Source organism: uncultured Campylobacter sp., from assembly GCF_938018145.1.
Taxonomy (GTDB): Bacteria; Campylobacterota; Campylobacteria; order Campylobacterales; family Campylobacteraceae; genus Campylobacter_A.
The window spans coordinates 1-3437 of record NZ_CALIII010000447.1 but is presented as its reverse complement, the minus strand read 5'-3'; the positions used below and the strand labels follow the sequence as shown (position 1 = coordinate 3437).

General features: G+C 46.0%; 4 protein-coding genes and 1 pseudogene. 4 read left to right on the top strand and 1 reads right to left on the bottom strand.

Features of this window, described 5'->3' with window-relative positions; translation table 11 throughout:
• Window positions 1–215 precede the first annotated feature (215 nt).
• The 4 genes from Q0338_RS10465 to Q0338_RS10450 all read left to right on the top strand — a co-directional run bounded on the left by Q0338_RS10465 (window position 216) and on the right by Q0338_RS10450 (window position 2696).
• Window positions 216–782 (top strand): adenylate kinase, encoded by a 567-nt coding sequence (locus Q0338_RS10465; RefSeq protein WP_298058635.1) that lies wholly within the window; start codon window positions 216–218, stop codon window positions 780–782.
• A gap of 136 nt (window positions 783–918) precedes the next feature.
• Window positions 919–1302 (top strand): NirD/YgiW/YdeI family stress tolerance protein, encoded by a 384-nt coding sequence (locus Q0338_RS10460; RefSeq protein ID WP_298086669.1) that lies wholly within the window; start codon window positions 919–921, stop codon window positions 1300–1302.
• Window positions 1303–1553: 251 nt separating this feature from the next.
• On the top strand, window positions 1554–2072 hold the full coding sequence (ppa, locus tag Q0338_RS10455) for an inorganic diphosphatase (RefSeq protein WP_295142531.1): 519 nt from the start codon (window positions 1554–1556) through the stop codon (window positions 2070–2072).
• A 183-nt stretch (window positions 2073–2255) separates the two neighbouring features.
• Window positions 2256–2696 carry a DUF937 domain-containing protein gene (locus Q0338_RS10450; RefSeq protein WP_298086668.1) on the top strand — a complete coding sequence of 147 codons (441 nt, stop codon included), beginning with the start codon at window positions 2256–2258 and terminating at the stop codon, window positions 2694–2696.
• Between the two features lie 274 nt (window positions 2697–2970).
• Here the strand turns inward: Q0338_RS10450 and Q0338_RS10445 are convergent.
• Window positions 2971–3437: pseudogene (locus Q0338_RS10445) on the bottom strand (bifunctional tRNA (5-methylaminomethyl-2-thiouridine)(34)-methyltransferase MnmD/FAD-dependent 5-carboxymethylaminomethyl-2-thiouridine(34) oxidoreductase MnmC); the annotation flags it as partial.

Here is a 3437-nt window from a genome sequence, read left to right as displayed (position 1 = left end):
CCCAAAATTTTCCGCACAACATTTAAATACGCCTCACGATACTTCGATTTACGCATTGGTAAAATTTTATATAAAAAGAAGCCGAAGTATTTTGAGATGATTTTTGGGGTTGCGACGTAAAATTTTGGCGTAGATAGAACATATAGTTCATCGAGCCAAAATTTTACTAACTCCGCAAAAAGCACTCAAAAGACAAGGCTGCAAAAGGAAAATTTATGAAAAAACTATTTTTAATCATCGGCGCTCCAGGCTCCGGCAAAACCACCGACGCATCGCTAATCGCGCAAGAAGATGCTAAATTTGCGCACTTCTCGACCGGCGATCTGCTACGCGCAGAGGTTGCCAGCGGCTCAGAGCTAGGCAAACTAATCGACGGCTTCATCTCAAAAGGCAACCTAGTCCCGCTTGACGTCGTCGTAAACGCGATCGTCTCGGCGATCAAAAGCTCGGACAAATCAAACGTCATCATCGACGGTTACCCGCGCAGCGTCGAGCAGATGACCGAGCTAGACAAGGTGCTAGCCGCGCAAAACGAGATCGCGTTAAAAGGCGTGATCGAAGTGGACGTTAGCGAAGCCGTCGCACGCGAGAGAGTACTCGGACGAGCACGCGGAGCCGACGACAACAACGAGGTTTTCAACAACCGCATGAAGGTTTATCTAGAGCCGATCGAGGCGATACGCAAATTTTACAAAGAAAAAGGCCTGCTTCACGTCGTAAACGGCGAGCGTGCGATTGAGCCTATCGTAGCCGACGTCAAGGCTCTCGTAAATAGCTTATAAACATTATTTTAGAGCCTCAAGCTAGGCTCTAAATTTAAGCTTTCCATAAATCCAAATTAACAAATAATTCACGAAATATCATTAAAATCCGCACTATGATTTCACGAAAATCACATAAAATTTTAAAGGATACGTAATGTTTAAAAAAATAGTTTTATCAACAGCCCTTGTTAGCGCAATGTTTGCAGCCGGCGGATTTACTGGCTCAAGTACGCAAAACGCAACAAATCAAGGCGGCTTCGTCGGTAAAGGCGCCATGAGCGCAAGCACGGTAAAACAAGCCCTAGCGCTACCGGATGACGCTCGCGTCGTGCTTGAGGGCAAGATCGTCTCCGAGTTTCGCCCTGAGCACTACCAGTTCGTCGATAAAAACGGCGACGCGATCGAAGTCGAGATCGACCATAAGGACTGGAGAGGAGTAACCGTCGATGAAAACACGCCCGTGCGTATCTACGGCGAGGTCGATAAGGACTTTATGAAAACCTCTATCGACGTAAAAACTATCGAAATAATCAAATAATTTTAGGGCGGTTCGCCGCCTTAAATTTCCCCAAATTTTAGTCCGCCCCCCCCCAAAAAAAATTTACAAATTTTACTTTTTAGTCTCAAATTTGTTGCCGTAATGCCAGCCAAATTTTGGCCTACTTCAACTCCGTTTTACTCCAAATTTAGCCGAGATTTTATATAATCTCTTACTCAAATTTCAAGGCAAGTATCTCAAAGCGTTTTGCTACAAAACGCCGCGTGATAGGAGCTTTACAAAGGATAAAAATGGACGTTTCAAAAATCAAAGCAGGCTCAAACCCGGACAAAATCAACGCCGTGATCGAGATCCCGTACGGCTCGAACATCAAATACGAAATCGACAAAGATAGCGGCGCGGTCGTAGTCGATCGCGTGCTCTACTCGGCGATGTTCTACCCGGCAAACTACGGCTTCGTGCCAAACACGCTCGCAGCAGACGGCGATCCTGCCGACATCTTGGTGCTAAACGAATACCCTCTGCAAGCAGGTAGCGTGATCCCGTGCCGCCTAATCGGCGTGCTCGTGATGGAGGATGAAGCAGGTATGGACGAGAAGCTACTAGCCGTACCGGTTACCAAGATCGACCCGCGATTTGACGGGATAAAAAGCTACAAAGACCTACCTGAGGCCACGCTAAATAAGATCAAAAATTTCTTTGAAACTTATAAAATTTTAGAGCCTAACAAATGGGTCAAGGTTAAAGAATTTAAAGACGCCGATGCCGCGAAAGAGATCCTGGATGCGGCAATCAAAAACTACAAATAAGCCGCCATCCCAGCCTGCCTGGCCGCCGCCTCGTTAAACCTAAACAAACGGCGGTCAAATTTAAACTCGCGAAAAAATCAAAAGGATAAAAATGGATATATTAAAGCTACTTTTGGGCAACTCCAGCGGTATGATAGACGCGATGTCGCAAAAAGCGGACTGGCGGCAAACGACGTAGAGGCCGTGATTTCTAAGATCGCGCCGATTTTCATGCAAAGAGCCAACGAGAATTTTAAATCTGACACCGATTCGTCAAATTTTCTAGAGATGATCCGCCGCTCAAACCTTGACGAGATGACTGGCACCCCGCAAAACTTCAGTGTCGCCGAAGGCAACGAGCTACTAGGCGTACTAACGGGATCTAAAGAAAACAGCAGGGCTCTAGCTAGCGACATAGGCTCGCAGCTAGGCATCAGCGCAGACTCCATCAAAACCCTGCTACCGATGATCGCGCCGATGATCGCGGGCATTCTAAACAATCAACTCAAAGCATCCAATTTGCAAGACTCCGCGGACAACGGCTCCATGATGTCAATGCTTACGCAGTTTTTGGATCAGAACAAAGACGGCTCGATCGTAGATGATATTTTTAGGATCGCAGGCGACTTTTTCGGTAAAAAATAGGCGAATCTCGCCATTTTAGCCGTTTTGGCTTTGAGCCACTCAGCTAAATTTACCGCTTCCTATGCGCTATGCTTTTGCGCCGCAATGCGCAAATTTATTCTGCTCTTAACAATTTTTGATATACGCCTGCAAACGGCGCTAATGCTACTTTAACTAGAACGACTAAATTTATAAAAAATAAAATTTGATCAGTACTAGCCGCTGCCTCAAATTTATGCCGAATTTGACGCAAAACAAATAACGTAAAATCAGACTTTAAAATCCAATTTTATGCCTACTTCAGCCCTTTTTTGAGTTTCCTAACGAGAAATCTCGCCAAATGCAGCTCGTCAAAAAGCGATTTTTCGATGCAAAGCGGACGGTCAAAAATGAGATCGCAGATAAGCTCGGCGCCAAGCACGGCCGTGCAGAGCCCGCGCGAGCCGTGAGCGGTGCTAACGTAAACGTTTGGCACGTATTTTGGATGCGGATTGGACTTGCCTTTCGTCCAAAGTAGCGATTTATAACTGTCTTTGTAAAAATCCTCGTCGTAAAGCCGCCCGATAAGCGGAAAGCGGTCACCGCTATAGCTGCGGTAGCCCACTTTCGAACCGATTATTCGGACGTTTTGCGGTATTTTAGCCGCGATGTTTGAGCTTTTTTCAGACGTAGTCAAATTTGATGCATCTCGCTCCTGTGCCGAGTCTCCAGAGGTTTTGGCGCGTAAATCCGTATTTTTACTCAAATTTATATCGTTACTAC